This window comes from Azospirillum brasilense, from assembly GCF_005222205.1.
GTDB classification, from domain to species: domain Bacteria; phylum Pseudomonadota; class Alphaproteobacteria; order Azospirillales; family Azospirillaceae; genus Azospirillum; species Azospirillum brasilense_G.
Genome location: NZ_CP032346.1, coordinates 123273 through 149184 on the forward strand (window position 1 = coordinate 123273; position 25912 = coordinate 149184).

Consider the following 25912-nt stretch of genomic DNA (forward strand, 5'->3'; position numbering starts at 1 on the left):
GGCCGCGGCGCCACGGCTTCGGGCCCGGATCGATTCCGGGCCCGGATCACGAGTGGCCTTCATCCGTTCAAAAAAAGTCTGTTCAAAGACACTCTGCTGCCCGGACCCGCCCTGGCGCCACCGGGCTCGCTTCGAAAAACCACTTTCGGGAGCCCTCGCCGTGTTGGATAGCAACGTCAAAGGCCAGCTCAAGGCCTATTTCGACAAGATCACGCAGCCCATCGAACTGGCCGCCTCCCTGGACGACGGCGCCAAGTCGCAGGAAATGCAGGCTCTGCTGCAGGACATCGCGTCCCTGTCGGACAAGATCACCTTCGTCCGCACCGACGACGACGCGCGCAAGCCCTCCTTCGCGATCAAGCGCACCGGCACCGACATCGGCGTCCGCTTCGCCGGCCTGCCGATGGGCCATGAATTCAATTCCCTCATCCTCGCCCTGCTGCAGGTCGGCGGCCACCCCTCCAAGGAGTCGGCGGAGGTCATCGAGCAGGTGAAGGCGCTGGAGGGTGAGTACAGCTTCGAGACCTACTTCTCGCTGTCCTGCCAGAACTGCCCCGATGTGGTGCAGGCCCTGAACCTGATGAGCGTTCTGAACCCGCGGATCAAGCATGTCGCCATCGACGGCGCGCTGTTCCAGCAGGAGGTCGAATCGCGCAAGATCATGGCCGTCCCGTCCATCTTCCTGAACGGCGAGCCGTTCGGCCAGGGCCGCATGGGGCTGGAGCAGATCCTCGCCAAGATCGACACCGGCGCCTCGCAGCGCGACGCGGAGAAGATCAAGGCCAAGGACGCCTTCGACGTGCTGGTGATCGGCGGCGGCCCGGCCGGCGCCGCGGCGGCGATCTACGCGGCCCGCAAGGGCATCCGCACCGGCGTCGCGGCGGAGCGTTTCGGCGGTCAGGTGCTCGACACCATGGCCATCGAGAACTTCATCTCCGTGTCCCACACCGAGGGGCCGAAGCTGGCCACCGCGCTGGAGCAGCACGTCAAGGAGTATGAGGTCGACGTGATGAACCTGCAGCGGGCGGAGAAGCTGATCCCCGCCGCGGGTCCGGGCGGTCTGATCGAGGTCCAGCTCGCCAACGGCGCCTCGCTGAAGTCGAAGACGGTGATCCTGTCGACCGGCGCCCGCTGGCGCCAGATGGGCGTCCCCGGCGAGGACGAGTACCGCAACAAGGGCGTGGCCTACTGCCCGCACTGCGACGGCCCGCTGTTCAAGGGCAAGCGCGTGGCGGTCATCGGCGGCGGCAACTCCGGCGTCGAGGCGGCCATCGACCTCGCGGGCATCGTCGCGGAAGTGACGCTGATCGAGTTCGACAGCCAGCTCCGCGCCGACGAGGTGCTCCAGCGCAAGCTGCGCAGCCTGCCCAACGTCCGCGTCATCACCTCGGGCCTGACGACCGAGGTGCATGGCGACGGCATCAAGGTGACCGGCCTCAGCTACAAGAACCGCAACACCGGCGAGGTGCACCGGATCGATCTGGAAGGCATCTTCGTGCAGATCGGCCTCGTGCCCAACACCGAGTGGCTGAAGGGCTCGGTGGCGCTGAGCCCGCGCGGCGAGATCGAGGTGGACGCGCGCGGCCAGACCTCCGTCCCCGGCGTCTTCGCCGCGGGCGACGCGACGACGGTGCCCTACAAGCAGATCGTCATCGCCATGGGCGAGGGCTCGAAGGCCGCCCTGTCGGCCTTCGACTACCTGATCCGCATGGCGCCGGTCGAGGCCGTCGCCGCGGCGTAAGGGGGGCGGGTGGTTTGGGAGGTGGTCGCGACGGGCCCCCCTCCCGACCTCCCCCCGCTTCGCAGGGGGAGGAGAAAAGCCCTCCCCTGCAAAGCGGGGGAGGGTTGGGTGGGGGCCCGTCGCGTGCCCCCGCCCTCGTCAGCGCAGCCCCGCCAGCACCTTGTCCAACGTGATCGGGAAATCGCGCACGCGCACGCCGGTCGCGTGATGGATGGCGTTGGCGATGGCGGCGGGGACGCCGACGATGCCGATCTCGCCGACTCCTTTGGCGCCCAACGCGTTGACCTTGTCGTCATGCTCCTCGACGAACAGTACGTCGATCTCCGGCACGTCGGCGTTCACCGGGACATGATACTCCGCGTAGTCGTGGTTCATCACACGGCCCAGCCGGTGGTCGGTGAAGGCCTCTTCCTCCAGCCCCATGCCGATGCCCCAGACCACGGCGCCCTGGATCTGGCTGCGCGCCGTCTTGGGGTTGATGATGCGGCCGGCGGCGATGGCGCTGACCACGCGGGACACCCGGATGGTGCCGAGATCCTCGTCCACCCGGACCTCCACGAAGACCGCGGAATGGGTGGCGAAGGTGTGCCGCGCCCGCGCCAGCAGATAGGGCAGGGCGCGCGCCTCCTCCTCGATGGACAGGGTGCCGGAGCCGCGCATCACGTCGGTGATGGCCAGCCGCCGCGCCCGGTCGTCGCGGGCGACCAGATGCCCGTCGGCAAGGAGCACATCCTCCTCCGCCACGCCCTTCAGCGGGCTGTTCTCCAGCTTCCCGGCCAATGCGATGAGTTGTGACCGCACCCGGTCGCACACCGCCTTGACCGCCGAGCCGACGGTGGAGACGGTCCAGGACCCACCCTCGATGGGGGCGGTGGGAAGCGAGGAATCGCCCAGGCAGAAGGTCACCTCATCGATCGGCAGGCCCAGCACGTCGGCGGCGATCTGGGTCATGACGGTGTAGGTGCCCGTGCCGATGTCGGCGGTGGCGCTGGACACCACCAGCTTTCCGTCGACGCCCAGGACGGCCTTGGCGGCGGCCTGCCCCTGCATGGCGTCCCACACGCCCGCCGCCATGCCCCAGCCGACCAGTTCCCGCCCGTCACGCATGGAGCGCGGCGCGGGGCTGCGCTTGGCCCAGCCGAAGCGCTCCGCCCCGTGCTGGAAGCAGGCCCGCAGCTCCTTGCTGGAAAAGGGGTTGCCGGTGTTGGGATCGGTCTCGGCGTAGTTCTTCAGGCGAAGCTCCAGCGGGTCCATGCCGAGCTTGCAGGCCAGCTCGTCCATGGCGATCTCCAGCGCCGGGACACCGGTCGCCGCTCCCGGCGCGCGCTGGTCCAGCGGCGTGTGCACGTCCAGCCGCGTCAGCTTATAGTCCAGCCTGACGTTGTCGCACTTGTACTGCTGGCCCGACCAGTTGACGACGACCTCCACATAGTTTTCGTTCCGCGAGCTTTCCTGCACAGCCTCGTGGATCAGCGCCCGCAGCGTGCCGTCGCGGTCGGCGCCCAGCGCCACCCGCTGGATGGTTTCGGGCCGGTGGCCGAAGCTGAACATCTGCGGGCGCGACAGCTCCACCCGGACGGAGCGTTTCAACTGCGTCGCCGCCAGCATGGCCATGAAGAGCTGATGCTGCGGCCGCAAGCCGGAGCCGAAGGCGCCGCCGACAAAGGGAGACATCACCCGAACGGCGGATTTGGCCAGGCCGAAGACGTTGCAGACGTAGGTGTGGCAGTTCTGCGCGCCCTGGGTCTTGTCGTGGACGGTCAGCGTGCCGTCGTCGTGGTGCAGGACGGTGGTGGCGTGCATTTCCATCGGGTTGTGGTATTCCGCCGCCTGGGTGAACTCCGAATCCACCTGGACGGGCGAGTCGAGAAAGGCCTGCTCCGGGTTGCCGCGGGGCTTCGGCGGGGGCTGGAACCCCCCCTTGTCCTTGCCGGGGGTGAAGGTGTTCGCGCGGTTGGCGCGCAGATCGGTCTGGTGGGGAGCCGCCTCATACTCGATGTGGACGAGGCGGGCGGCGTAGCGGGCCAGCTCGAAACTCTCGGCGATCACCAGCGCCACCGGCTGGAGCGCGTGGTGGATCTCCGCGTCGTAGAGCGGGCGGAAGGGCGTCCCCTTGGGCGCGTCGTCGTCCTTCCATTTGCGGTCGAACCAGGCGAGGCTCGGCCGGTTCTCGTGGGTGAAGACGTGGATGACGCCGGGCAGGGCGAGCGCCGCCGTGGTGTCGATGCGGGTGATCCGCCCGCGCGCGATGGCGCTGGAGACGATATAGCCGTGGGCGAGGTCCGGCAGGGTGAACTCGGCCGCGTAATGGGCGTTGCCGGTCACCTTCTTGCGCCCGTCCACCCGGCTGACGGGCTTGCCGATGGGGCCGTTGGGCTCCGTCAGGAAGCCGGGAATGCTGGGAATGGCGATCATGGACGGTGCGCTCCCTTGCGGTCGGCGGCTTCGGTCAGGGCGCGGACGATGGCGCGCTCGGCCAGTTCGATCTTGAAGCTGTTGTGCTCGTGCCCCTTGGCGTCGCGCAGCAGAACGCGCGCGGCGGCGCGGAACTGGTCGGGCGTGGCGGGTTTTCCGATGAGGGCCGCTTCGGCCTCCGGGTCGCGCCAGGGCTTGTGGGCGACACCGCCCAGCGCCAGACGGGCGTCGCGGACGGTGCCGCCATCCATTTCCAGCCCCGCCGCCACCGACACCAGCGCGAAGGCGTAGGAGGCGCGGTCGCGGATCTTCAGATAGGTCGAATGCTCGGCGAAGCCCTTGGCCGGCAGGTCGATGGAGGTGATGAGGTCGCCGGGCCGCAGGACGGTGTCGATCTCCGGCCGGTCGCCGGGCAGGCGGTGGAACTCGGCGAAGGGAATGCTGCGCTCGCCCTTCGGCCCGGTCACCTGGACGATCGCTTCGAGCGCCGCCAGAGCGACGCAGAGGTCGGAGGGGTGGACGGCGATACAATGCTCGCTGGCGCCCAGGATGGCGTGGATGCGGTTCACCCCGCCGATCGCGCCGCAGCCCGACCCCGGCTCCCGTTTGTTGCAGGGAGTCGCCGTGTCGTAGAAATAGTAGCAGCGCGTCCGTTGCAGCAGGTTGCCGCCGTTGGTCGCCATGTTGCGGAGCTGCGCCGAGGCCCCGGCGAGAATCGCCTTGGACAGCATGGGATAGCGGGTCTGCACGCGCTCGTCGTAGGCGGTGTCGGCGTTGCGGGCCAGCGCGCCCAGCCGCAGGCCGCCCTCCGCCGTCTCCTCGATCCGGTCCAGCGGCAGGTGTGAGATGTCGACCAGCCCTTCGGGCCGCAGCACGTCGGCCTTCATCAGGTCGAGCAGGTTGGTTCCCCCGGCGACGAAGGCGGTCCCGGAGGCGCCGGCCCGCCCGATCGCGTCCGCCGCGCTGTCGGCGCGGGAATAGGTGAAGGATCTCATGGCGCGCCCTCCGCCTTCGGGGTGGCGGTGGCCATGGCCTGCCGGATCGCCGCGACGATGTTGGGATAGGCCCCGCAGCGGCACAGGTTGCCGCTCATCAATTCGCGGATCTCGTCGTCGGTGCTGGCCTTACCCTCGGCGATCAGCCCGGCCGCCGAACAGATCTGGCCCGGCGTGCAGTAGCCGCACTGGAAGGCGTCATGTTCGATGAAGGCCTCCTGGAGGGGATGGAGCGCGTCGCCGGTGGTCAGCCCCTCGATGGTGGTGACCTTGCGGCCGTCCTGCATCACCGCCAGCGTCAGGCAGGAGTTGATGCGCCGCCCGTCCACCAGGACGGTGCAGGCCCCGCACTGGCCGTGGTCGCAGCCCTTCTTCGTGCCGGTCAGCTCGAGATGCAGGCGCAACGCGTCGAGCAGCGTCGTCCAGGGGGCGAGGTGGAGCGCTCGCTCCACGCCGTTGACGTTCAGCGTGACGGGAATCGGTTCGGGGGGCGGGGCGTGGGCCGGGCGCAGGCTGGCCTTGAGCTGTGCCATGGAGACTCCGGATCTGCGGGGGAGCGCCGGACGCCGCCATGATAACGGGCTGCGCCGACTTCACATGTCCGGACAACAGGAGGTTGGCACCGCCGTTCCGCTATCGAAATGAACAAGCCGGGAACGGAGATGCCGCGTCCTTGGCACACGCTGAAAGGATGGGGGCCGGCGGCTCGCCGCTATTTCTTCGCGGTTCCGGCGATGCCGGACTTTTCCGCGGCGTCCAGCAGGGTGACGACCTCCGGGGCGACCCACCAGCGGCAGCGCTTGCGCTCGTCGCTCGACACGGCGATGACGCGGTCGATCAGGCGGGTTTCGGCAGCGCCGAACGCCTGCTGCTGCCGCAACGCCGCCTCGATCACCCCGGCCAGCGCGATGTCGAGCGCGGTGATCTCGATGGGATAGCTCAGCATGTCCGCCAGATCGGCGAGCTGGCCGAGCGTCCGCAGCCCTTCCGCGGCGCCGGTGGAGGACAGGCGGCGGAAGACCGTGGCGACGTGGTTGCCGTCCTCGGCCCGCCACGGCTTGCCCGACGACACGATGCCGCGCCGCGCCAGCTGCGCCTGGAACTCGTTGACGAAGCGCACGCGCTCGATCAGCGGGTCGAGCACGCTGTGCATGGTCAGCGCCTCGATCCGCCGCGCCAGCACGGGGGCGAGGTCCTCGTGCACCGCGTTGCTCAGCTCGCGGAACGCCTGATGGACCATGTTGCGTTCGCGGTCGGTGGTGTCCAGCTCCAGCGCGTGGACGGCGTCGTACCAAGCCAGGAAATGCTGGAGCTGGGCCGAGGGATGGTCGCGGTCGTCCACCGCGTCCGCCACCAGCAGGCCGGGCTTGTTGAGGAAGCTGCCGGTCAGCGTCGCCTTCAGCGCCTCCGCGGCGACCAGAAGCCGGCCGATGATCGCGTCCTTCGCCACGGCGACGGGGAAGGCTTCGAACAGGCGGATCGCCAGGGCGGCGTCGTCGCGCCGGTGCAGGCCGGCCACCGCGAACATGGCCGCCCCGTCGCGATTGCAGTCGCCGCGCCGCGCCATTTCCCGCGCCAGACGCACCGGGTCGCCGTGCAGCAGCGACGGCAGGGGTTGGCCCGCCCAGGCGGGGGCCGCCTGGAGGATGGTCTCCATCCGCTCCAGCTCGGCGCGGGCGACGCCCTCGCGCTGGCGCACGCCGTGGCGTTTCAACATCTGCGCGCGGAAGCCGGACACCTCGGCCAGGAAGGCGGTCGCCTCCGCGGGGGTGGCGCGCAGGCGGGCGAGAACGGCAAGGCTCCGCTGGCGCAACTCGTCCGCCCAGACCTGCGCTTCGGAGGAGGCGAAAATCTCGTTCAGCGGCTGGTCCTTGGCGAACCGGGCCACCGTCTCCTGGACGCGGCTGACCAGCGGTTCCATGCGCGGGGCCAGGGCGAACCACCAGGCGCTGACGTCCGCCAGATGCAGGGCGCCGGCCAGCCGAATTCCGCTGGTCAGCAGGGAATCGTCGCGCAGGATCAGCGCGTCGAACAGCCCGGTCCAGACGCGGCGCGCGTGCTCCGACCGCCGTCCGTTCAGCATGGTGACCAGCATCTGGGCGACCGGCTCGGCCATGTCCTCCAGATACCCGTCGCGGATCATCTTGTAGAGCTGGAGCTTCTGCCCATGGTCCAGCGGGGCCAGCACGTCGGACACACGCTTCAGGCTCTTGTCCTGTCCGCCGGGGAGGTCGGGCAGGGCGAGCTGGAGCGGAATCGCCGTGGCCGCATCGGGCGGCACGCCGTCGGCCGCCTGCGTCTCTTTCGACATCCGGAGCTTTGCCATGGTCGGACCCGTCCGCATCGATGCGTGTGAAAATTCAATCTAAGATCGATTGGATATGGTTGTTAGAATATGCCTAAAAAGCCTAACGAATCGCTAAGCGGTGACAAAGACAGATTTTCGCGGCCTCTATGACGAAATGTGACAAGCTTGACGAAACAGAAAGCAAGGATGAGTCGTTGACCGTTACATTTAGAGCACAACCGAAGCGCTCATGACTCAGCCTTTCAATGGCCGGGTCTTCGCCGGCTCGGCGGGCTTGCGCGCGGGGATGGGCGGCGCGCTGCGTTCCCGCCCTTCCTCCCCAAGGAATCCTTGCGCCGCGACGACGGCGGAGCGCCAGGGGCGGTCCATCGCCATCCAGTTCTCGAAGGGCAGGCGGTCGAAAGGCAGACCCGGCCAGGACGCCGAGAACAGGCCGGAGATCATCCAGCCGGCCAGCAGCGTGACCGCCAGCTGTTCGGAGAATCCCCCGGTCTTCAGGATGGGCAGCGCGAAGTTGCGCCGCCGCTTGATCGGCCAGAGCAGCGGCAGCCCCGCCGGGGTCAGCAGGTCGCCCGCCAGGTGGGTGAGATAGCCGATCAGGAAGGGCAGGATCAGGTGCGAGTAGTCCGCGTACTCGTGCAGCACCCAAAAGCATCCCGCGATGGCCAGCGTGGAGTGGGTGACGCCGCGATGCCCGAAGACGGCCGAGATGATGTTCGACAGCGGCCGCATCAACTGGCCGAGCGTCGATTTGGGATGGTCGATGTCCGGCGCCAGCGACCCGACCACCGCCGCCCCGAAGGCCACCACGTCGAAGGGCAGGCCGAATCGCGCCGAGGCGTAGAACCACGCCGCCCCGCCGACGATCATGTGGGAAGAGGCCATCATGGGCGGTCACCGCGGAACGAGCGATGAGGCACAGGGCGTCAGAACGCGCGAAGGCTGTGCCTGGGTGACGGCCACTCTGTCGGATGCTCCCGGATTCCTGGTTCCTAACACTAGGACAGAAGTCGCGCCCACACAATCCCGGCCTGATCAAGAGGGATTCCGAAATGACATGGCGCCTATGCGTTCACGCGCCTTCGCGAGGCGGAGGCGGTTTCAGCCCGCCGGGCCGCGGGTGCAGGTGGCGCCGATGGCGCGCAGGGCGTTGCGCACCCGCCCGACGCTCTCGCGGTCCGGCAGGCTGTACCAGGTGATGGTCAGGGCGACTGGCGCGGCGCGGCGGAGGCCGTGCACGTCGCCGGGCGCGGCCTCGACGACGCGGCCCTGGCTGCCGACGAACCAGCGCCAGCGCTGGCCCTCCCCGTCGGCGAGCGACTGCCAGACCTCGCGGGAATCCCGGTAATAGGCGCCGCCCCCGGCGTCCGCCGCGTCGGCGTAGAGGTAGAGCGGGTTCTCCGGCGACAGGGAGAGCAGCAGATGCTGGACGGACCGCGGCCCGCCGGTGCGGATGACGGCGTCGGGAAGCGGCTCGTCGCCGTCCTGGCCATAGTCGAACATGGTGGAGCCGCGGTGCATCGGTCGTTTGGATCGGTCGTGAGGGGTCAGCCGGGCTGGAGGAATTCGACCTCGACGAAGACGATGTCGCTGTCGCCGTCGTTGATGACGTTGTGGCTGACGCCGGCCTTGCGGAAATAGGAGCGTCCCGGCTCCAGCGGGAATTGGCGGGCGTTGCCGTCCGGATCGACGATGGTGAAGGCGCCGGCCGTCACCGGAACGATCACATAGTCGTAGCCATGCACGTGGGCGCCGGTCTCGGCCCCCGGCACAAGGCGCCATTCGGTGACGCGGGTGCGCTCGTTCTCGACATGCTGGGTGGAAACCGCCTGCGGCCGGCTGCTCATCTCCTGGTGCCCTCCTTGCTCTTCTCGTTGGGGTCTTTTCAAAAGAACAATTCGTGTACCACGAAGCCCAGGCCGCGCCCAGACCGAAGCGCATCCGGCAGCTTTTCTTCGGACTCCTTTGGCGAGCGGCCCCCCTCCTTTGGGGGATGCTTACCTACGATTGAATCCGTGACCCGATGACTCCCCGTAGCTTAGCCTTGCCGGTTCGTACCGCGCAAAACCGTCAGGGAGGGGCGTCAGGCCGGCATGCCAGCGTTGAGGAGCCACCAGACCATGGTCGCCGGCGTCGCCGCGGCCATCGCGCAGCGGCAGACCGACGTGCGGGACGTTCTGGCCGCGGTGACGCCGGGTGGAGGAAAGTCGCTGCTGCCGGTGATCATGGGGGCGGCGCTGATGCGGGCCGGGCTGATCGACCGCATCTGCTGGATCGTGCCGCGCGACAGCCTGCGCCGGCAGGCCGAGGAAGCCTTCGCCGACCCGCGCTGGCGCGAGGCGCTGGGCCACGGGATCGCGCTGCGGGCGGCGGAGAACGGACGCGATCCCTGCCGTGGCCTGCAAGGCTATGTGACCACCTATCAGGCGGTCGCCGCGGCTCCGGACCTGCACCTTCAGGAGTTCCGCCGTCACCGCTACCTGCTGGCCGTGGACGAGCTGCATCACCTGCCCGCCGTCGCCGACACCGGAACGGCGACCATGGCGGAGGATGAGACCGCCTGGAGCCGCTCCATCCTGCCGCTTCTGGAAAGCGCCGCCGCCCGGCTGCTGATGAGCGGCACGCTGGAGCGGGCGGACGGGCGCCCCATCCTCTGGCTGCCCTACCGCGCGCCGACGGGGGTGCGGCGGGTGCGCGAGATCGATTTCAAGGCGCCGGGCTGGGCGATCGTCGGCTATTCGCGGCGGCAGGCGCTGGCCGAGAAGGCGATCCTGCCGGTGACCTTCGGCGCGATGGACGGCACCGCGACATGGCTGGACGCGGAGCGGACGACGCGCAGCGTCGACGCGCTGTCCCGCGCCGGGGAGAACACCCGCGACGCCCTGTTCACCGCGCTGCGCACCGGTTTCGCCCAGGCCATGCTGCGCGAGGCCTACCGCTCCTGCCGCGAGCACCGGGCGAAGCGGCGCGCGGCGGGGACCGGTTCCGGGCATGAGGGTGCCGGGCTGGGCAAGCTTTTGGTGATCGCGCCGGACCAGGAGACCGCCCGCAACTACCTCGACACGCTGCGCGGCTGGATGCCCGGCGCCCAGGCGGCGCGGATGGCGCAGATCGCCATTTCCGAACGGCGCGACGCGCAGGAGGTGGTGGCCGCCTTCCGCCTGCGCCCGGAACCCGCCGTGCTGGTGTCCGTCGCCATGGCTTATGAGGGGCTGGACGCGCCGGCCATCTCGCACGTCGCCTGCCTGACCCACATCCGCTCCCGTCCCTGGCTGGAGCAGGCGATCGCGCGGGCCACCCGGGTCGATCCCCACGCCGGCGCCTACGAGCAGCAGCGGGCGGTGATCTACCACCCCTCCGACATGATGTTCGAGCGCTTCCGCCAGATGGTGGAGACGCAGCAGGGCACGCGGGCCATGGTCAAGACCCGGCGCCAGCACGAACTGCCCTTCGAGCGCACGGTGGAGGCGGAGCCGGAGATCATCCCGCTGGAATCCAACGCGACCGCCCTGCGCTTCGCCGTGGTGGCTCCCGGCCCCGATTTCGGCAATCTATCGCCTGGGCACGATGCCCCCGACCGACCGCCGGCTGCCTCCCCGGCGAAGGACGGGGTGCAGGTGCCCAGCGCGGTGGAGCATCATCTGCGCCAGCGCATCGGCCAGATCGTGGCGGCCCAGGTGATCGAGGACCAGGACAACAACCTCGTCGCCGAGGGGCCGGTCAGCTACCACACCTACAACGCCGTTCTGAAGCGCTGCATGAACAAGGCGCGGTCGGAGATGACACTGTCGGAGCTGGAGGCTGCCCTCGGCTGGCTGGAGCGCAACCGCATCTCCGACCATCTGCACCTGATCGCCGACGACCCGCAATACCGCTGGTCGAGCCGCCGCAAGGCCCGTGGTGCGGGTTCGGTCACCGCCTTCTCGAAACCGGCCCGCCGGGCGCCGCCCCCTGGAACGGGGAAGCCGGCGTCCTAAATAACGCACGCCGCCACACTTTTTTGCAGGAGCGAAGACACCGGCCTTCGTAGAATGTGTCGGCCCGTTTGCCACCCGTGGAGGTTACCGGTGCGTTTCGCGAGGCCGCTCAACATTCTTCTCGTGGAGGATGATTCGCTCACCGCCATGGCGATGGCCCGCATGCTGGAAATGGCCCATTGCACGGTCACCACCGTGACGGACGGCGAGGCCGGTTTGAGCGCCCTGGCCGACGGCGCCTTCGACGCCGTCATCACCGATCTGGTTATGCCCCGGCTGGGTGGCGAGGCGATGATCCGGCAGGTGCGCCTGAAGCGGCCGACCCTGCCCATCGTCGTCCTGTCCGCCTCCCCGCCCGAGGATGGAATCCCCGGCCTGCAGGACGGGGAGGGCGGACCGCTGGTGATCCTGAGGAAGCCCGTCCTGGCGGGGGAACTGCTGGCGGCGATGGATCAGGTGTTCCTGAAGGCTTGAGCGGGGGGCGATCAGGCCTTCTTCTTGCCGAAGCTGATCTTCGGTTCCTCGCCCTTCAACAGGCGCTGGATGTTCGCGGAATGGCGGATGGCGACCAGCACCGCGATGAACAGGCACAGCCCCGCCACCAGCGGCCCGCCGAAGATCCAGCCGAAAATCGGGCTGAGGCCCAGCGCGGTCAGGGCCGACAGCGACGAGATCTTGAACAGGAAGGCCATCGCCAGCCACGTCGCGCAGGCGATCACGCCGACCGGCCAGGACACGGCCAGCAGCACGCCGAGCGCCGTCGCGACGCCCTTGCCGCCCTTGAAGCCGAGCCAGACCGGGAAGCTGTGGCCCAGCATGGCGCCGCCCGCCGCGAAGACCGCGGCCTCCGGCCCCGCCCAGGCGAGGGCGAGCAGGGCGGCGATGGCGCCCTTGCCGCTGTCCAGGATCAGGGTGGCGGCGGCGAGCGGCTTGTTGCCGGTGCGCAGCACGTTGGTGGCGCCGATGTTGCCGGAGCCGATCTTGCGGATGTCGCCCAGCCCGGCCAGCCGGGTCAGCACCAAGCCGAAGGGAATCGAACCCAGCAGGTAGCCGAGCAGGGCCGAGATCAGGAGGGTCACCGGATCAGCCCTCGAACTGCCAGACGGTGCGCCCGTCCACCACGGTGCGCAGCGGACGGCCCTGGACGGGGCGGTCCTCGAAGGGGCTGTTCTTCGACTTCGACTTGAAGGCCGCCACGTCCACCTTCCACGGCACGTCCAGGTCGAAGGCGATCAGGTCGGCGGGCGCCCCCTTGGCGATGCGGCCGAGCGGCAGGCCGAGGAGTTCGGCCGGCTTCACGGTCACGCAGGCCAGCGCCTTCAGCAGCGGCATGGCGCCCTTGTGCACCAGCTCCAGGGTCAGCGGGAACAGCGTCTCCAGCCCGATCACGCCGCAGGCGGCCTGGGCGAAGGGCAGGCGCTTCTGGTCCTGGTCCTGCGGCGTGTGGTCCGACGCGATGGCGTCGATGGTGCCGTCGGCCAGACCTTCCACGATGGCGCGCCGGTCCATCTCGCCGCGCAGCGGCGGCGAGACCTTGGCGAAGGTGCGGTAGTCGCCGACGTCCGTCTCGGTCAGGGCGAAGTAGTGCGGGGCGGTGTCGCAGGTGACCTTCAGCCCGCGCGCCTTGGCGCGGCGGATCAGGTCCACCGACTCGCCCGTCGTGACGTGGGCGAAGTGCAGCCGGCCGCCGGAGAGTTCCAGCAGGCGCAGGTCGCGCTCGATCATGATGATCTCGGCCTCCCGTGGGATGCCGACGAGGCCGAGGCGGGTGGCGCGCTCGCCCGAATTCATCATGCCGCCGCTGGCGAGGCTCGGCTCCTCCGGATGCTGGACGATCAGCTTGTCGAAGGTGCGGGCGTAGCTGAGCGCGCGGCGCATCGCCTTGGCGCTGGCGATCGCCTTGGTGCCGTCGGTGAAGGCCACGGCCCCGGCGCGGGACAGCAGGCCCATCTCGGTGATCTCGTTGCCCTCGGTCCCGCGGGTGGCGGCGGCGTAGGCGAAGACCTTGACCAGACGCACCTCGCGTGCGCGCCGGGCGATGAACTCCAGGCTCGCCACCTCGTCGGTCACCGGGTCGGTGTTGGGCAGCAGGACCACGGCGGTGATGCCGCCGGCCACCGCGGCGCGCGACGCGCTCTTGATGGTGTCCTTTTCCTCCTCGCCGGGCTCGCCGATGAGGACGCGCATGTCGACGAGGCCGGGGGCGAGGCACTGGCCCTGGAGGTCGACGACCTCGATCCCCTCCGGCACGCCGTCGGCGAACAGGGACGGGCCGAAGTCGGCGATCTTCGCGCCTTCGGTCAGCAGGTCGCCCCGCTGGTCCAGGCCGCTGGCGGGGTCGAGCAGGCGGGCGTTGCGGTAGGCGACGCGGGCGTTGGCGTTAGACATCGGTGCCCCGGCGGTCTCGGGTGAGAAGGTCGAGCACGGCCATGCGGACGGCCACGCCCAGCTCCACCTGATCGAGGATCATGGAGCGCTTGAGGTCGTCGGCGACCTCCGAGTCGATCTCGACGCCGCGGTTCATCGGGCCGGGATGCATGACCACCGCGTGCGGCTTCGCCACCGCCAGCTTCTCGTAGTCCAGTCCGTAGAAGTAGAAGTATTCGCGGGTCGAAGGGACATACTGGCCGCTCATCCGCTCGGTCTGGAGGCGCAGCATCATCACCACGTCGGCGTCCTTCAGGCCCGTCGCCATGGAGTGGTGGATCTCGACGCCCAGCCGGTCGATCTGGGAGGGGATCAGCGTCGGCGGCGCCACGCAGCGCACCCGCGCGCCCATGGCGTTCAGCAGATGGATGTTGGAGCGCGCGACGCGGCTGTGCAGGATGTCGCCGCAGATCGCCACGATCAGACCGTCGAGGCTGCCCAGGCGGCGGCGGATCGCCAGCGCGTCCAGGAGCCCTTGCGTCGGGTGCTCGTGGTGGCCGTCGCCGGCGTTGATGACCGAGCAGTTGACCTTGTCGGCCAGCAGCTTCACCGCCCCCGAATCGGCGTGGCGAACGACCAGCGCGTCGAGGTGCATGGCGTTCAGCGTCATCGCCGTGTCGATCAGCGTCTCGCCCTTCTTCACCGAGCTGCCGTCCGACGACATGTTGATGACGTCGGCGCCGAGCCGCTTGCCGGCCAGCTCGAAGCTGGTGCGGGTGCGGGTCGAATTCTCGAAGAAGAGGTTGACGATCGTCCGCCCGTCGAGGAGCGACGACTTCTTCGAAGGCTGGCGGTTCTGCTCGACGTAGCCGTCGGCGAGGTCGAGGATGGTGGTGATCTCGCCTGCCGTCAGCCCCTCGATGCCAAGGAGGTGGCGGTGCGGGAAAACCGTCGTGGAATGGGGCGATCCGGTCATGGGCCGCGACTATAGGAGCGGTCCCGGACGCCCGCAAGCGCGCCCTATGACCTTTTTAAAGGTAGGCGATGAGCCGCCCGCAGGCCAGGACACCGACCCACAGCGCGAGCGAGGCGGCGCCGGCGAACCGGGCTCCCGGCGGTGGCCGGTCCGACAGGCTCCAGTCCGCCATCCGACGGCCGGCAAGCCGGTGGAAGGCCAGAATGTTCAGCAGGGCCAGCCCGATCAACGCCAGCTTCGCCAGGAAGGCCGGGTTGCCGGCCAGCGCCGTCGCCTCCGTGGTGAAGAGGAGGAGGCCGGTGGGGATCGCCAGCGCGAAGCCGGTCACCGCCACCGGCAGGAGCAGCCGCGCCAGCGCATCCGCCGGCAGCAGCGGCGCACGGATCCCCATCAGACGCAGGTCGAAGGCCAGGATCGCCCCGACCAGAAGCGCGAATCCGAGGATGTGCGTGATCTCGACCAGCGGGTAGAGCCAGACCGACTGGCGCAGCGACTCGCCGAGCCCGGAGGTCTCCAGAGCGACGAGCCAGCCGGGGCCGGTGGGGGCGAGATCGTGGTCCATGCTGCGACCGGGCGCGGGGGCCGCCGTCAGCGCAGTTCGATGGTCTTGTCGGCGGTGGTGATGCGCTCCGCCCGCAGCTCCGCCGGGTCGGACTTGGCGGGGTAGCCGACCACCGTCACGGTCTGGCCGGGCTTGATCGAATCGGCGGGCAGGCCGCGCGTGCTCATGCGGCTGGGCGGGGCGAGCACGACGTGCCAGACCTTGCCGTCGGCCTGGAGGTTCAGCATGGCGTGCGGGTTGTTGAAGGCGATCTGCTGGACGGTGCCGGTCAGCGTCATCTCCTTGTCCGACTCATAGCCGCCCCAGCCATGGTGGGCGGCGGCGGGCCAAGCCAGCGAAGCGGACAGCAGGGCGGCGAGGGCGAGCGGACGTGCGGGCGTCATGGCGCAACCTTTCCCGGTCAGGCGTCTGTTCAGGCGTCTGGGGAAGAGGTTGTGGCGGACTCCGCCGCGGGCAAGGTCCGGCTGTGAGCGTCCGTAGGATCGGTGGCGGCTTCCTCGAACAGCCAGTCGCGGAACGCCTTCACCTTCGGGCGCGAGAAGTAATGGGGCGGGGCGGCGACGTAGTAGGCGTAGTTGCCCGGCAGATGGACGTCGAACAGCCGGACCAGCCGCCCGGCGGCGACGTCGTCCGCCACCAGGACGCCGCGCGCCAGCGCCACGCCGCCGCCCTCCGCCGCGACCTGGAGCAGCAGCGCCGAATCGTCGAAGCGCGGGCCGCGGGCGTGGTCCAGGCCGGCGATCCCGGCGGCCTCGCCCCAGGTGCCCCAGGTGATGAAGTAGTCGTCGTGGAGCAGCGTGTGGTGGCGCAGATCCTCCGGGCAGCGCAGGGGGCGGGGACCGGTGAGGAGCGAGGGGCTGCACACCGGGTAGATGTCCTCGGTCATCAGCCGATCGCAGCGCAGGCCGGGCCAGTTGCCGGCGCCGAAACGGATGCCGATGTCGACGTCCTGCTGGCTGAAGTCGACGAGCTGCGGGGTGGTGTGCAGCCGCACCTCCAGCTCCGGATGGCGGGCCTGGAAGCGGCCCAGCCGCATGACCAGCCACTTCGCGGCGAAGCTGGGCATGGTGGAGATGGTCAGCGCGCCGGACCCGTCCATGCGGAACAGCCGCTCCGTCGCGTGCGACAGCGTGTCGAGCGCGTCGCGCACCGGCGGCAGGTAGGATTGCCCGGTCTCGGTCAGGATCAGCGCGCGGTTCATCCGGCGGAACAGCGGCATGCCCAACCATTCCTCCAGCCCCTTGATCTGGTGGCTGACCGCGGCCTGGGTGACGTGAAGCTCCTCCGCCGCCTTGGTGAAGGACAGGTGCCGGGCGGCGGATTCGAAGGCGCGCAGGGCGTTCAGCGGTGGCAGGCGGCGGGCCATGGAGCGACTCCGGGAAATGGGCTTCGGATTAGTTTTCCTAATCCAAACTATGAGAAAGCGTCGTTTGTGCGCAAGGACCGGGTGGCCCATCCTCCCCTCACGGAACACAGTTCGGAACGTCGGGCGACTGGTCCCGACGGTGACCGGAGACAAGAGGAGACGCAGCGATGTCCCAGAGCATGAACGGCAGCATGAACACCCGCACCGACGCGCAGGAGCGGCCCGGCCAGGGTATCGGCGGTGCGCTGGTCACCCTGTTCGACACGGTGGCGACCTGGAACGAGCGGCGGCGCCAGCGGCGCGCGCTGGAGGCCTTGCCCGACCATCTGCTGCAGGACATCGGCCTGTCCCGCGCCGACGCGGTGACCGAAGCCGACAAGCCCTTCTGGCAGGGCTGACCCCATGACGGATGGCCCCATGGCTGACGGCGGTAACAGGCGGGTCTGGAGCGGCGGTTGCGCCTGCGGCGGCGTGCGCTATGAGATCATGGCGCGGCCGTCGCCGGTGTCCTTCTGCCATTGCGGCCAGTGTCGGCGCCAGCACAGCCATGTCGGCGCCTACACCACCTTCCCGCGGGAAGCCCTGCGCCTCGTGGCGGACGGTACCCTGGCTTGGTACGCGTCGTCGGAACGCGCGCGGCGGGGCTTCTGTTCACGCTGCGGCACCGGCCTGTTCTGGGACCCGTTGGCGGAACCGCGCATGGACGCGACGGCGGGCAGCCTGGACGAACCGACCGGCCTGCAGGCCGACCGTCACATCTGGGTGGACTTCAAGGGCGACTATTACAGCCTGTGCGACGACGGCCTGCTCCGCCGGACCAGCACGGAGCCCGGCAACCAGACCCTCTTCAACGATCCCACGGAGGATTGAGTCATGAGCGACGGCGCGACGTTGACTGGCGGTTGCCTGTGCGGCGCCGTCCGGTACACGGTGACCGAGCGACCCATGGGGGTGGTGAACTGCCATTGCGGCCAGTGCCGGCGCTTCCACGGCCATTTCGGCGCCTACATCACCATTCCGCGCGAGACGGTCGCGGTGTCCGATGCGGACTGTGTCCTGTCCTGGTACCGCTCCTCGGCGAAGGCGCGGCGCGGGTTCTGCGCGCGTTGCGGGTCGTCGCTGTTCTGGAGCGGCGACGAGTCCGACCTGTTCGACGTGGCCGCCGGCAGCCTGGACCAGCCGACCGGGCTCGCCACGCTGCGGCACATTCATGTGGCGGACAAGGCGGACTATTACATGATTGACGACGGGCTGGAGCGCTTTCCCCAGGGCGCTCCCGAGCCGCCGTAAGCCGTTGGACACGTCGTCGCAGGTCGTTGCTGCGGTTCGGGAGCCCGGAAATGGGGAATGGAAACGTGGTAACCTGCCCCCACACGACTATTTTCAGCCGGACTTATTCGGGTTGTGAATAAAATTACTGACGTCGTCGGGAGGGTGCGGCCATGGACATTCCGCGGATTTTCAACATCACGGAAAGCGCCCATCGCATCCACAACCCGATCACGCCTGAGAAGCTCGCCACGCTCGGCGCGGCGCTGCGTCTGGAAGCAGGGACGCGCGTGCTCGACCTCGGCAGCGGTTCGGGCGAGATGCTGTGCAGCTGGGCGCGCGATCACGGCATCGTCGGCACCGGCGTCGACATGAGCCAATTGTTCACCGCGCAGGCGAAACTGCGTGCGGTCGAACTCGGCGTCGCCGACCGGGTCGAATTCATCCACGGCGATGCCGCGGGCTATGTGTCGGACGAAAAGGCCGGGGTGGCGGCCTGCGTCGGCGCCACCTGGATCGGCGGTGGCGTCGCCGGCACGGTGGACTTGCTGGAGCGCAGCCTGCGCGGCGGCGGGATCATCCTCATCGGCGAGCCCTTCTGGCGGCGCCTGCCGCCGACGGACGAGGTCGCCAAGGGGTGTCTTGCCAACGCGATCTCCGACTTCTTCACGCTGCCGGACCTTCTCGCGTCCTTTCGCCGGCTCGGCTGCGACGTCGTTGAAATGATGCTGGCCGACCAGGACGGTTGGGACCGCTACGAGGCCGCGAAGTGGCTCACCATGCGGCGGTGGCTCGACGCCAACCCCGACGACGAACTCGCGCCCGATGTCCGGGACAAGCTGACCTCGGAGCCCGGGCGCTACGCCGCCTACACCCGCGACTATCTGGGGTGGGGCGTGTTCGCGCTGATGAGGCGCTGAAGGGTTCTCACTATGGTCGCGGAACGCTCTTTGGCGTCGTCATCCACGCCGTGGGCGATGACCATGCCAACGACGCCGCCGCGCCCATCCGTGCCGTTCGTGATGGCGTAGGCGTTGGCCGGGCTGCTTGGAGTCCAGCCACCCGCGCTGTCCAGCAACGCGCCGAGCGCCGAGGTGCGGATGTCGGACAGGGCGGCCTGAGCGTTCGTGCCGCCCGTCTTCAAATCGACCAGGGACGTGTCGGCACTGGCCTTCCTGCCGCTGTCGAACAGGATGCGAAGGTTTCCGCCTGTCTCCGCGCCATTCGGCAGGAACGTGATGTCGAACATGCCGGTGCTTCCGCCTTTGCCGGTCCACATGCTTCCACCCGTCGTCTGCAGCATGCTGGCCACCGCCGGCGGCATCTCCGGTTCGATCAGTCCATTCTTTTCCGCAAGGTTCCTTATGGCAGTCAGCGCGGCTCCGCCCGCCGACCAGCCGTTCCGGTCCGCGTCCAAACCGAAGGTCTGGTTGACGAGATCACGCACCTTGCCTCGATACTCCGTGTGCTTCTCCCGCCACGCCGCATGCGCCGCCATCGCTTCGGGGGTGAAGCGCTCGGCGTCCGCGTTCAGTCCAGGAACCGTGTTTGCCGCCGCTTCAGCGCGAGCCAGGGAATCGGCGGTCACGGAAAAGCTGGTCGCGCCGCTCATGCGGAATTGCGCCTCGGCGGACAGGCTGACCGTGTCCACAGGCCCGGAGGTGGAGGGTTCCGCCGGCGGGGAAACCGCCGCAACCGGGGGCAAGCCTGTGGCTTTGGCCGAGACCGCCGTTGATGGGGTCCGGCTGAGAGGCGCTGTCGGGACCACGGTCATGGCTGCGAAAACCCCGTGATAAAACTATCCAGGGTAGTATTTGCGGTCGGCGCTTAACGGATCATGAACGGCGGAGGACCGTCACCCCGCCAAGGCGACGACCAGCGGCAGCGTGGCGGCGGAGGCGAGGGTCTGGACGGTGATGATGCCGGCCACGAGAGCATGGTCGCCGCCCATCTGCCGGGCCAGGACATAGGAGCTGGCCGAGCAGGGCAGGGCGTTGAACAGCACCGCGATGGTCAGCGGCAGCCCGTCTACCCCCAGCCACAGCCCGGCGAGCGCCGTCGCGGCGGGAACCAGAAGCAGCTTCAGGACGCTGGACAGCGCCACGCCGAGCCCGGCGCCGCGCGCCGCGGCGAGGTCCAGCCCGGCGCCGACCGACAGCAGCCCCATGGGCAGGGCGGCCCGCGCCAGGATGCCCACCACGTCCGCGATCACCGTAATCCGCCCGATTCCTCCCAGGTTCAGGGCGGCGCCGATGGCGACGGCGATGATGATCGGGTTGCGCAGGATGCCGGAGACGACCGCGCCGCCGCCGCTGCGCTGCGGCGTGCCGTCCGCCACGCGCCCATAGCGCACCATCGCCGTGACGCAGAGGAGGTTGACCAGCGGCACCACAACGGCGATGCCCACAGCCGTCAGCGTCAGCCCGGCGGACCCGTAGAGCGCGCTGGCCCCCGCCAGACCCACATAGGTGTTGGGCCGGATCGCCCCCTGGAAGATCGAGGTGAAGGCCGGTCCGTCCAGCCCGATCGGTCGCCGCACGGCGAGCGCCAGGGCGGCGCCGGCGAAAACCCCAGCCGCCATCGTTCCGCCCATGGACCCCATGGACAGCGCGCGCAGGTCGGTCCGCGTCAGCTCGTCCACGATCAGGCAGGGAAAGAACAGAAGATAGGTCAGCCGGTCGAGCGACGGCCAGGCGGACTCGGGGATCACGGCGCGGCGGCGCAGCCCCTGTCCGAACAGGATCAGCAGGAAGATCGGGGCCAGCGCCCCGGCGATGGGCAGCATGGCGCCGTCAGGCGTCCCCGCCGCCGCTCTCGCCGCCAATGTCGCTGTCGTCCTCGTCGCGCTCCCGCTGCTCACGCTCCTGGCGGCGGATGTGGGCCAGCGCGTCGAGCGCGCCTTGCAGGATGTAGGCGGCGGCCATCTTGTCCACCACCTCGTCCCGGCGCTTGCGGGTCATGTCGGCCTCGCCGATCATGAAACGCTCGACCGCGGAGGTCGACAGCCGTTCGTCCCAGAAGGCGATCTCGGCGTCCCAGCCCAGCAGGTCGGACCGCTCCATCAGGTTCTTGGCGAAGGCGCGGGTGGATTCGGCGCGCGGCCCCTCCGACCCGTCCATGTTCAGCGGCAGGCCGATCACCAGCCCGCCGATCCCGTAATCGCGCAGCGTCCGCGACAGTTCGCGGGCGTCCTGGGTGAATTTCGTGCGCTTCAGCGTGCCGATCGGCGAGGCGACGACGAAGTTCGGGTCGGACACGGCCATGCCGACGGTCTTGGTGCCGACGTCGAGGCCGAGCAGGCGCTGGCCCCGGCCCAGGCGGGCGGCCAGTTCGGGAAGCGTGTGGATCATGCCGCGAACCATAGAAGCCGCAAGCCGGAACGGCAAGCCCGGCGGCGATGTCGGGCGATGCGCTGACCCCGCCGAAAGGCGGCTTGTGTCCCATTTCCACACGCTTATTGTGTCACATACGTATTCCGGAGTTCATCCATGCCCAGCGCCACCCCCGTTCCGGGTTCCGCCGCACTCAGCCACCGCCCCTTGGCGGACGCCGACATCCCGCGCATCTGCGGCTTCGCCCGCGACCGGGAGGAGCTGTATTTTTTGTTTCCCCGCGCGACGTGGCCGCTGACTCCGGAACAGGTGCGCGACTCCCTGGCCGTGCGCCGCGATCCCACGGTGGTGCTGCGCGGCGGCGAGGTGGTCGGCTACGCGAACTTCGCGATTTTCGAGGCGGGGCGAACCGCCAGCCTGGGCAACGTCAGCGTGGCGCCCTGGGCACGGCGGTCGGGTGTGGCGAAGCATCTGGTGTCCACCATGATGGATCGAGCCTTCGTCCATCACGGCTTGCCGGAGCTCCGGCTGCGCTGCTTCAACACCAACACGCCGGGACTTCTTCTCTACGCCGCCCTGGGGTTCGCCCCGATCGCCGTGGAGGAGCACAAGGCGCCCTGGGGCGACCGGCTCGCCCTGTTCACCCTGCGCCTCGACCGGGAGGGCTGGGCCGCAGGGCGCGGCGACGGGTGACCCGGCCCGGCCCTCGGTGTCGGTGGTGCCCTGGGCGACGGCTCTGGACGTTGCCCGACGCCTACCCGCCCACCGCCGCTTCTCCGACATGTCCATCACATCGGCGGTCTTGCGGATGTGGAGTTCGGCGTTCCGGCGAACGGTCCTCCGCTGCTGGTCGTGCTGCGGCGCGTAGCCGTTGGTCGGTGCGCCGGCGACCCGCTGCATCCCCTCCTGTTGCGGATCGCTCAGCCGAGTCAACGCGAGGGTGTTGAACAGGGCCACGGCGGCGAAGCCCGCCACGCCGATGTCAAAGGAGCCGATGCCAAAGGAGCCGATGCCAAAGGAAAGGACGGTTCACCAGCGTCGGTGATGCCGTCATCGGGGGCATGCCGGGCTGGGTGCGCCAGGGTCCCCTTGATGAAAATTCAATTGGTATGGTGAGCCGTTTGATAGGGAAGCCGCGCCCAACCATGCCGCATCCCCTTCTCGCAGGGACTCATTGCCCCCGGTCCGCGGGCGCGCGCCGCTGGAAGGGATATCCCTGAATCATTGCGGTAATAGAATTCGGGTGATAGCTTCCAAGCCGTTTTTCCAGACGTTTCGGAAGAGAGTGGAAGGCATGTCGCTCGACAAGGCCACCGTGGCCAAGATCGCGCATCTGGCCCGCATCAAGGTGCCGGACGATGAACTGGATCACCTGGCGGGTGAGCTGAGCCAAATCCTGACCTTCGTCGAACAGTTGGGCGAGGTCGACACGCAGGACGTGCCGCCGATGACCAGCGTGGCCGCGCAGACCCTGCGCCGCCGCAAGGACGAGGTGACCGATGGCGGTTACCGCGACGCCGTCCTCTCCAACGGCCCGGAGACGGCCGAAGGCTTCTACGTCGTTCCGAAGGTGGTCGAGTGATGACCGGTCTTACGCATCTGACCATGGCGGCGGCCCTCGACGGCCTCGCCAAGAAGGAATTCACCGCGGTCGAGCTGACCGAGGCCCACGTCAAGGCGGTGGAGACGATCCGCCCGCTGAACGCCTTCATCACCGAGACGCCGGAGCAGGCGCTGGCGATGGCCAAGGCGTCCGACGCCCGCCGCGCCAAGGGCGAGGCCGGCCCGATGGAGGGCCTGCCGATCGCGGTGAAGGACCTGTTCTGCACCAAGGGCGTGCCGACCACCGCGGCCAGCCACATCCTCGACGGCTTCAAGCCGGAGTATGAGTCCACCGTCACCAGCAACCTGTGGCGCGACGGCGCCGTCATGCTGGGCAAGGTGAACCTGGACGAGTTCGCCATGGGCTCGGCCAACATCACCTCCCACCACGGCAACGTGATCAGCCCGTGGAGCCCGGGCGAGGTCGGCAACTGGTCGCGCCAGATCGTTCCCGGCGGCTCGTCGGGCGGTTCGGCCGCGGCGGTGGCCGCGCGCGCCGCGCTGGGCGCCACCGGCACGGACACCGGCGGCTCGATCCGCCAGCCCGCCGCCTTCACCGGCATCGTCGGCATCAAGCCGACCTACGGGCGCTGCTCGCGCTGGGGCGTGGTCGCCTTCGCCTCCTCGCTGGATCAGGCCGGCCCGATGACCCGCACGGTCGAGGATGCGGCGATCATGCTGCGCTCGATGTGCGGCTTCGACCCGAAGGATTCGACCTCGGTCGACCTGCCGGTGCCGGACTTCCGCGCCGCGCTGACCGGCGACATCCGCGGCCTGAAGGTCGGCATTCCCAAGGAGTACCGGGTGGAGGGCATGCCCGCCGAGATCGCCGCGATCTGGGACCAGGGCATCGAATGGCTGAAGCAGGCCGGCGCCGAGCCGGTGGAGATCAGCCTGCCGCACAGCAAGTACGCGCTGGCCACCTACTACATCGTCGCTCCGGCCGAGGCGTCGTCGAACCTCGCGCGCTACGACGGGCTGCGCTACGGCCTGCGGGTCGAGGGCGCCAGCCTAAAGGACATGTACGAGAACACCCGCGGCGCCGGCTTCGGCAAGGAGGTCCGCCGCCGCATCCTGATCGGCACCTACGTGCTGTCGGCGGGCTATTACGACGCCTACTACAACAAGGCCCGGCAGGTGCGCACGCGCATCAAGTGGGACTTCGACGAGGCGTTCAAGACGTGCGACGTCATCCTGACGCCGACCGCGCCGAGCACCGCCTTCGCCATCGGCGAGAAGATGGACGACCCGATCCAGATGTACCTCAACGACGTGTTCACAGTCCCGGCCTCGCTGGCCGGCCTGCCGGGCATGTCGGTTCCGGCGGGCGTCGGGTCGGACGGGCTGCCGCTGGGGCTGCAGCTCCTGGGCCGGCCCTTCGATGAGGAGACCGTCCTGCGCGTCGGTCAGGTCATCGAGAAGGCCGCCGCCGTCACCGCCACCCCGCCGTTCATGGCCTGAGCCGGACGAGAGAAGAGACCGATGTCGTACATTCAGGGCGAAACGGGCGATTGGGAAATCGTGATCGGGCTGGAGGTCCACGCCCAGGTCATCTCGAACGCCAAGCTGTTCTCCGGCGCCGCCACCGCCTTCGGCGCGGAGCCGAACAGCCAGGTCAGCTTCGTCGACGCCGCCTTTCCCGGCATGCTGCCCGTCATCAACGAGCATTGCATCGAGCAGGCGGTGCGCACCGGCCTGGGGCTGAAGGCGCAGATCAACCTGCACTCGGTGTTCGACCGCAAGAACTACTTCTACGCCGACCTGCCGCAGGGCTATCAGATCAGCCAGTATCTGCAGCCCATCGTCGGCAAGGGCGAGATCGTTCTGGACCTGCCGGACGGCTCCTCGCGCACGGTCGGCGTCACGCGCCTGCATCTGGAGCAGGACGCCGGCAAGTCGCTGCACGACCAGCACCCCGCCAAGACCTACATCGACCTGAACCGGTCGGGCGTGGCGCTGATGGAGATCGTGTCGGAGCCGGACATGCGCACCGCGGAGGAGGCCGGCGCCTATGTGCGCAAGCTGCGCTCCATCCTGCGCTACCTCGGCACCTGCGACGGCAACATGGAGGAAGGCTCCATGCGCTGCGACGTCAACGTGTCGGTGCGCAAGCCGGGCGCGCCCTTCGGCACGCGCTGCGAGATCAAGAACGTCAACTCGATCCGCTTCGTCATGCAGGCGATCGAGTACGAGGCGCGCCGCCAGATCGAGATCATCGAAGAGGGCGGCAAGATCGACCAGGAGACGCGCCTGTGGGACACGACCAAGTTCGTGACCCGCTCCATGCGTTCCAAGGAAGAGGCGCACGACTACCGCTACTTCCCCGATCCGGACCTGCTGCCGCTGGAACTGGACGCGGCGTGGGTGGAGGACATCAAGCGCACCCTGCCGGAGCTGCCGGACGACAAGAAGGCCCGCTTCATAGCCGAGTACAAGCTGTCGCCCTACGACGCCAACGTGCTGGTGTCGGAGAAGGCCCGCGCCGACTTCTTCGAGGCGGTGGCCAAGGGCCGCGACCCGAAGCTGGCCGCCAACTGGGTCACCGGCGAGCTGTTCGGCTATCTGAACAAGGCCGGCAAGGAGATCGAGGAGAGCCCCGTCTCGGCGGAGAATCTCGGTGGCCTGATCGACCTGATCGCTGACAACACCATCTCCGGCCGCATCGCCAAGGAGGTGTTCGAGGCGATGTTCGAAACCGGTGAGAAGCCCGCCGACATCGTCGAGAAGAAGGGCCTGCGCCAGGTCACCGACACCGGGGCCATCGAGTCGTCCATCGACGCCGTTCTGGCCGCCAACGCCGACAAGGTGGCGGAGTTCCAGTCGGGCAAGGACAAGCTGTTCGGCTTCTTCGTCGGTCAGGTCATGAAGGCGACCCAGGGCAAGGCCAACCCCGCCCTGGTCAACGAAATCCTGACGGCCAAGCTGAAGGGCTGACTTGAAACGGTTGTGACGCCGCGCCAAGGCATGGTGCGGCGTCATAACCGTTGATTTTGTTCTCCCGT

At 68.9% G+C, this 25912-nt stretch carries 27 protein-coding genes; 11 read left to right on the top strand and 16 right to left on the bottom strand.

Going from position 1 to position 25912, the window contains the following annotated elements:
- Positions 1–160: 160 nt before the first annotated feature.
- Positions 161–1741 carry an alkyl hydroperoxide reductase subunit F gene (gene ahpF, locus D3869_RS14605; protein WP_137140747.1) on the top strand — a complete coding sequence of 527 codons (1581 nt, stop codon included), beginning with the start codon at positions 161–163 and terminating at the stop codon, positions 1739–1741.
- 138 nt (positions 1742–1879) lie between these two features.
- Here the strand turns inward: ahpF and D3869_RS14610 are convergent, their stop codons facing one another.
- From D3869_RS14610 to D3869_RS14640, 7 genes are all read right to left on the bottom strand, one after another.
- Positions 1880–4156 carry a xanthine dehydrogenase family protein molybdopterin-binding subunit gene (locus D3869_RS14610; protein ID WP_137140748.1) on the bottom strand — a complete coding sequence of 759 codons (2277 nt, stop codon included), beginning with the start codon at positions 4154–4156 and terminating at the stop codon, positions 1880–1882.
- On the bottom strand, positions 4153–5151 hold the full coding sequence (locus tag D3869_RS14615; protein ID WP_137140749.1) for an FAD binding domain-containing protein: 999 nt from the start codon (positions 5149–5151) through the stop codon (positions 4153–4155). The genes D3869_RS14610 and D3869_RS14615 overlap by 4 nt, the downstream gene beginning before the upstream one ends.
- Entirely contained in the window at positions 5148–5684 is a 537-nt protein-coding gene (locus D3869_RS14620) for a (2Fe-2S)-binding protein (RefSeq protein ID WP_137140750.1), read from the bottom strand. Before D3869_RS14620 ends, D3869_RS14615 begins: the two co-directional genes overlap by 4 nt.
- Positions 5685–5863: 179 nt before the next feature.
- Positions 5864–7477: a hypothetical protein gene (locus D3869_RS14625; protein WP_137140751.1), complete on the bottom strand. Its 1614-nt coding sequence runs from the start codon at positions 7475–7477 to the stop codon at positions 5864–5866.
- 216 nt (positions 7478–7693) lie between these two features.
- Positions 7694–8347 (bottom strand): metal-dependent hydrolase, encoded by a 654-nt coding sequence (locus tag D3869_RS14630; protein WP_137140752.1) that lies wholly within the window; start codon positions 8345–8347, stop codon positions 7694–7696.
- Between the two features lie 213 nt (positions 8348–8560).
- Complete coding sequence (locus D3869_RS14635; protein WP_109070409.1) at positions 8561–8980, bottom strand: hypothetical protein; 420 nt, start codon at positions 8978–8980, stop codon at positions 8561–8563.
- Positions 8981–9006: 26 nt separating this feature from the next.
- Positions 9007–9306: a cupin domain-containing protein gene (locus D3869_RS14640; protein ID WP_137140753.1), complete on the bottom strand. Its 300-nt coding sequence runs from the start codon at positions 9304–9306 to the stop codon at positions 9007–9009.
- A gap of 246 nt (positions 9307–9552) precedes the next feature.
- Between D3869_RS14640 and D3869_RS14645 the strand changes: the two genes are divergently transcribed.
- Together D3869_RS14645 and D3869_RS14650 are read left to right on the top strand one after the other, a co-directional pair.
- Positions 9553–11436 (top strand): DEAD/DEAH box helicase, encoded by a 1884-nt coding sequence (locus tag D3869_RS14645; RefSeq protein ID WP_137140754.1) that lies wholly within the window; start codon positions 9553–9555, stop codon positions 11434–11436.
- A gap of 90 nt (positions 11437–11526) precedes the next feature.
- On the top strand, positions 11527–11910 hold the full coding sequence (locus tag D3869_RS14650; RefSeq protein WP_137140755.1) for a response regulator: 384 nt from the start codon (positions 11527–11529) through the stop codon (positions 11908–11910).
- An 11-nt stretch (positions 11911–11921) separates the two neighbouring features.
- Here D3869_RS14650 and plsY read toward each other — a convergent pair whose 3' ends face one another.
- The 6 genes from plsY to D3869_RS14680 are packed head-to-tail and all read right to left on the bottom strand — an operon-like array spanning position 11922 to position 16707.
- Positions 11922–12515 (bottom strand): glycerol-3-phosphate 1-O-acyltransferase PlsY, encoded by a 594-nt coding sequence (gene plsY, locus D3869_RS14655; protein WP_094305310.1) that lies wholly within the window; start codon positions 12513–12515, stop codon positions 11922–11924.
- A 4-nt stretch (positions 12516–12519) separates the two neighbouring features.
- Positions 12520–13824: a dihydroorotase gene (locus D3869_RS14660; RefSeq protein ID WP_137140756.1), complete on the bottom strand. Its 1305-nt coding sequence runs from the start codon at positions 13822–13824 to the stop codon at positions 12520–12522.
- A complete protein-coding gene (locus D3869_RS14665; RefSeq protein ID WP_137140757.1) occupies positions 13817–14779 on the bottom strand; it encodes an aspartate carbamoyltransferase catalytic subunit in 963 nt (320 codons plus the stop codon). The genes D3869_RS14660 and D3869_RS14665 overlap by 8 nt, the downstream gene beginning before the upstream one ends.
- Before the next feature lie 55 nt (positions 14780–14834).
- The gene (locus tag D3869_RS14670; RefSeq protein ID WP_137140758.1) at positions 14835–15341 is read right to left on the bottom strand and encodes a hypothetical protein; all 507 of its coding nucleotides are present in this window, start codon (positions 15339–15341) and stop codon (positions 14835–14837) included.
- A 26-nt stretch (positions 15342–15367) separates the two neighbouring features.
- Positions 15368–15724: a DUF6152 family protein gene (locus tag D3869_RS14675; RefSeq protein ID WP_137140759.1), complete on the bottom strand. Its 357-nt coding sequence runs from the start codon at positions 15722–15724 to the stop codon at positions 15368–15370.
- 29 nt (positions 15725–15753) lie between these two features.
- Positions 15754–16707, bottom strand: a complete 954-nt coding sequence (locus D3869_RS14680; RefSeq protein ID WP_137140760.1) for a transcriptional regulator GcvA — start codon at positions 16705–16707, stop codon at positions 15754–15756.
- A 167-nt stretch (positions 16708–16874) separates the two neighbouring features.
- On the opposite strand from D3869_RS14680, the gene D3869_RS14685 reads away from it, so the two are divergent.
- From D3869_RS14685 to D3869_RS14700, 4 genes are all read left to right on the top strand, one after another.
- Positions 16875–17105, top strand: a complete 231-nt coding sequence (locus D3869_RS14685) for a DUF1127 domain-containing protein (RefSeq protein ID WP_137140761.1) — start codon at positions 16875–16877, stop codon at positions 17103–17105.
- Between the two features lie 19 nt (positions 17106–17124).
- Positions 17125–17577, top strand: a complete 453-nt coding sequence (locus tag D3869_RS14690) for a GFA family protein (protein WP_137140762.1) — start codon at positions 17125–17127, stop codon at positions 17575–17577.
- Between the two features lie 3 nt (positions 17578–17580).
- On the top strand, positions 17581–17997 hold the full coding sequence (locus D3869_RS14695; protein WP_137140763.1) for a GFA family protein: 417 nt from the start codon (positions 17581–17583) through the stop codon (positions 17995–17997).
- A gap of 152 nt (positions 17998–18149) precedes the next feature.
- Positions 18150–18896, top strand: coding sequence for an SAM-dependent methyltransferase (locus D3869_RS14700; RefSeq protein ID WP_137140764.1), 747 nt, complete (start codon positions 18150–18152; stop codon positions 18894–18896).
- Here D3869_RS14700 and D3869_RS14705 read toward each other — a convergent pair.
- From D3869_RS14705 to ruvX, 3 genes are all read right to left on the bottom strand, one after another.
- Positions 18857–19588 carry a hypothetical protein gene (locus tag D3869_RS14705; RefSeq protein ID WP_137140765.1) on the bottom strand — a complete coding sequence of 244 codons (732 nt, stop codon included), beginning with the start codon at positions 19586–19588 and terminating at the stop codon, positions 18857–18859. The two genes, D3869_RS14700 and D3869_RS14705, sit on opposite strands and share 40 nt — an antisense overlap.
- A gap of 243 nt (positions 19589–19831) precedes the next feature.
- The gene (locus D3869_RS14710; RefSeq protein WP_137140766.1) at positions 19832–20761 is read right to left on the bottom strand and encodes an AEC family transporter; all 930 of its coding nucleotides are present in this window, start codon (positions 20759–20761) and stop codon (positions 19832–19834) included.
- Positions 20762–20768: 7 nt separating this feature from the next.
- On the bottom strand, positions 20769–21326 hold the full coding sequence (gene ruvX / locus D3869_RS14715; protein ID WP_137140767.1) for a Holliday junction resolvase RuvX: 558 nt from the start codon (positions 21324–21326) through the stop codon (positions 20769–20771).
- A gap of 138 nt (positions 21327–21464) precedes the next feature.
- On the opposite strand from ruvX, the gene D3869_RS14720 reads away from it, so the two are divergent.
- The 4 genes from D3869_RS14720 to gatB all read left to right on the top strand — a co-directional run bounded on the left by D3869_RS14720 (position 21465) and on the right by gatB (position 25844).
- Positions 21465–22001, top strand: a complete 537-nt coding sequence (locus D3869_RS14720; protein ID WP_137140768.1) for a GNAT family N-acetyltransferase — start codon at positions 21465–21467, stop codon at positions 21999–22001.
- A 601-nt stretch (positions 22002–22602) separates the two neighbouring features.
- On the top strand, positions 22603–22890 hold the full coding sequence (gatC, locus tag D3869_RS14725; protein ID WP_014198426.1) for an Asp-tRNA(Asn)/Glu-tRNA(Gln) amidotransferase subunit GatC: 288 nt from the start codon (positions 22603–22605) through the stop codon (positions 22888–22890).
- On the top strand, positions 22890–24371 hold the full coding sequence (gene gatA / locus D3869_RS14730) for an Asp-tRNA(Asn)/Glu-tRNA(Gln) amidotransferase subunit GatA (RefSeq protein ID WP_137140769.1): 1482 nt from the start codon (positions 22890–22892) through the stop codon (positions 24369–24371). Before gatC ends, gatA begins: the two co-directional genes overlap by 1 nt.
- Before the next feature lie 21 nt (positions 24372–24392).
- The gene (gene gatB, locus D3869_RS14735; protein WP_137140770.1) at positions 24393–25844 is read left to right on the top strand and encodes an Asp-tRNA(Asn)/Glu-tRNA(Gln) amidotransferase subunit GatB; all 1452 of its coding nucleotides are present in this window, start codon (positions 24393–24395) and stop codon (positions 25842–25844) included.
- Positions 25845–25912: the final 68 nt, after the last annotated feature.

Excerpts from the sequence above, each read along its gene's own strand:
- D3869_RS14675 (WP_137140759.1), bottom strand. The coding sequence starts at position 15,724 with ATGACGCCCGCACGTCCGCTCGCCCTCGCCGCCCTGCTGTCCGCTTCG.
- D3869_RS14640 (WP_137140753.1), bottom strand. The coding sequence starts at position 9,306 with ATGAGCAGCCGGCCGCAGGCGGTTTCCACCCAGCATGTCGAGAACGAG.
- D3869_RS14720 (WP_137140768.1), top strand. The coding sequence starts at position 21,465 with ATGCCCAGCGCCACCCCCGTTCCGGGTTCCGCCGCACTCAGCCACCGC.
- gatC (WP_014198426.1), top strand. The coding sequence starts at position 22,603 with ATGTCGCTCGACAAGGCCACCGTGGCCAAGATCGCGCATCTGGCCCGC.
- D3869_RS14695 (WP_137140763.1), top strand. The coding sequence starts at position 17,581 with ATGAGCGACGGCGCGACGTTGACTGGCGGTTGCCTGTGCGGCGCCGTC.
- D3869_RS14685 (WP_137140761.1), top strand. The coding sequence starts at position 16,875 with ATGTCCCAGAGCATGAACGGCAGCATGAACACCCGCACCGACGCGCAG.
- D3869_RS14690 (WP_137140762.1), top strand. The coding sequence starts at position 17,125 with ATGGCTGACGGCGGTAACAGGCGGGTCTGGAGCGGCGGTTGCGCCTGC.
- D3869_RS14615 (WP_137140749.1), bottom strand. The coding sequence starts at position 5,151 with ATGAGATCCTTCACCTATTCCCGCGCCGACAGCGCGGCGGACGCGATC.
- D3869_RS14670 (WP_137140758.1), bottom strand. The coding sequence starts at position 15,341 with ATGGACCACGATCTCGCCCCCACCGGCCCCGGCTGGCTCGTCGCTCTG.
- D3869_RS14625 (WP_137140751.1), bottom strand. The coding sequence starts at position 7,477 with ATGGCAAAGCTCCGGATGTCGAAAGAGACGCAGGCGGCCGACGGCGTG.
- D3869_RS14635 (WP_109070409.1), bottom strand. The coding sequence starts at position 8,980 with ATGCACCGCGGCTCCACCATGTTCGACTATGGCCAGGACGGCGACGAG.
- D3869_RS14620 (WP_137140750.1), bottom strand. The coding sequence starts at position 5,684 with ATGGCACAGCTCAAGGCCAGCCTGCGCCCGGCCCACGCCCCGCCCCCC.
- ruvX (WP_137140767.1), bottom strand. The coding sequence starts at position 21,326 with ATGATCCACACGCTTCCCGAACTGGCCGCCCGCCTGGGCCGGGGCCAG.
- gatA (WP_137140769.1), top strand. The coding sequence starts at position 22,890 with ATGACCGGTCTTACGCATCTGACCATGGCGGCGGCCCTCGACGGCCTC.
- D3869_RS14665 (WP_137140757.1), bottom strand. The coding sequence starts at position 14,779 with ATGACCGGATCGCCCCATTCCACGACGGTTTTCCCGCACCGCCACCTC.
- D3869_RS14680 (WP_137140760.1), bottom strand. The coding sequence starts at position 16,707 with ATGGCCCGCCGCCTGCCACCGCTGAACGCCCTGCGCGCCTTCGAATCC.
- D3869_RS14630 (WP_137140752.1), bottom strand. The coding sequence starts at position 8,347 with ATGATGGCCTCTTCCCACATGATCGTCGGCGGGGCGGCGTGGTTCTAC.
- gatB (WP_137140770.1), top strand. The coding sequence starts at position 24,393 with ATGTCGTACATTCAGGGCGAAACGGGCGATTGGGAAATCGTGATCGGG.
- D3869_RS14660 (WP_137140756.1), bottom strand. The coding sequence starts at position 13,824 with ATGTCTAACGCCAACGCCCGCGTCGCCTACCGCAACGCCCGCCTGCTC.
- D3869_RS14710 (WP_137140766.1), bottom strand. The coding sequence starts at position 20,761 with ATGCTGCCCATCGCCGGGGCGCTGGCCCCGATCTTCCTGCTGATCCTG.
- D3869_RS14700 (WP_137140764.1), top strand. The coding sequence starts at position 18,150 with ATGGACATTCCGCGGATTTTCAACATCACGGAAAGCGCCCATCGCATC.
- D3869_RS14645 (WP_137140754.1), top strand. The coding sequence starts at position 9,553 with ATGCCAGCGTTGAGGAGCCACCAGACCATGGTCGCCGGCGTCGCCGCG.
- D3869_RS14610 (WP_137140748.1), bottom strand. The coding sequence starts at position 4,156 with ATGATCGCCATTCCCAGCATTCCCGGCTTCCTGACGGAGCCCAACGGC.
- D3869_RS14705 (WP_137140765.1), bottom strand. The coding sequence starts at position 19,588 with ATGAGCGGCGCGACCAGCTTTTCCGTGACCGCCGATTCCCTGGCTCGC.